The sequence below is a fragment of the Microbacterium sp. Bi128 genome, assembly GCF_918698205.1.
The window spans coordinates 1-1,316 of the sequence record NZ_CAKKMM010001399.1 but is presented as its reverse complement, the minus strand read 5'-3'; the positions used below and the strand labels follow the sequence as shown (position 1 = coordinate 1,316).

1 protein-coding gene and 1 pseudogene are annotated in these 1,316 nt (G+C 65.7%); both read left to right on the top strand.

Annotation, left to right across the window (positions count from 1 at the left end; translation table 11 throughout):
- On the top strand, nt 1–880 hold an 880-nt coding region (locus LQV45_RS33140), incomplete at its 5' end, for an adenosylhomocysteinase (RefSeq protein WP_230011942.1).
- 156 nt (nt 881–1,036) lie between these two features.
- Nucleotides 1,037–1,316, top strand: a pseudogene (locus LQV45_RS33135) (hypothetical protein); the annotation flags it as partial.

Below are 1,316 nucleotides of genomic sequence, written 5' to 3'. Positions count from 1 at the left end.
CGCGGAGACCACCACGGGCGTGCACCGCCTGTACCAGCTGGCGGAGCAGGGCAAGCTGCTCTTCCCGGCGATCAACGTCAACGACTCAGTCACCAAGAGCAAGTTCGACAACAAGTACGGCATCCGCCACTCCCTGCCGGACGGCATCAACCGCGCCACCGATGTCCTGATGGGCGGCAAGGTCGCCGTCGTCTGCGGTTACGGCGACGTCGGCAAGGGCGCAGCAGAGGCCTTCCGCGGCCAGGGGTCGCGCGTGATCGTCACGGAGATCGACCCGATCTGCGCGCTCCAGGCGGCCATGGACGGCTACCAGGTCGCCAAGCTGGAATCCGTCCTCAGCGAAGGCCACATCTTCATCACCACCACGGGCAACAAAGACGTCATCATGGCCAAGCACATGGCCGAGATGCGTGACAAGGCCATCGTGGGCAACATCGGGCACTTCGACAATGAGATCGACATGGCCGGGCTGGCGCGGGTCCCCGGCATCAAGAAGGTCGAGATCAAGCCCCAGGTGCACGAGTGGGTCTTCGAAGCTGACCCGGCCACGGGTAAGGGCGGCCGCTCCATTATCGTCCTGTCCGAAGGCCGCCTGCTGAACCTCGGCAACGCCACCGGACACCCCTCGTTCGTCATGAGCAACTCCTTCGCCAACCAGACGATCGCCCAGATTGAACTGTTCACGAAGGCCGGCCAGCCCGAGGGCGAGCGGGAATACGAGAACCAGGTGTACGTCCTGCCCAAGATCCTGGACGAAAAGGTCGCCCGCCTGCACCTGGGTGCCCTCGATGTGGAGCTGACCGAGCTGTCCAAGGAACAGGCGGAGTACCTGGACGTCGACGTGGCCGGACCGTACAAGCCCGGTCACTATCGCTACTAGGAACCCTCCCAAAGGGCTCCGGACGAAGGTCCGGGGCCCTTTGTTGTGACCGTTTGGGGGCACTTTTGTAACCGGATCGTGGTCGAATCGGGCCGGGGTTCCAAGGTAATTCGCTTATGCTGGCAGGATGACGTGTGGAAACGCCCGGGTCCTGTGATGGCCCTGAAAACCTGGAGTACCGGTCGAAAGATCGCCCTGCTGGGGGTGCTCTGTGCCCTGGCAGCCGGCGGCGGAGCCTTCGCCGCGGCGGCTCCGGGGCTGGCCCAGTCCGGGATTTCCTCCGAGGCCGGGTCCCCGGCCCGGACGACGCCGGGACTCGCCGTCCCGGTGGTCGCCCCCGCAGAACTGGCCGTCTCGCCCGCCGCCGGCGCCAAGCAGGTCAACCCTGCGGCGCCGGTTTCCCTCAAGGTCACGAACGGCCGGATTGACCGCGCGG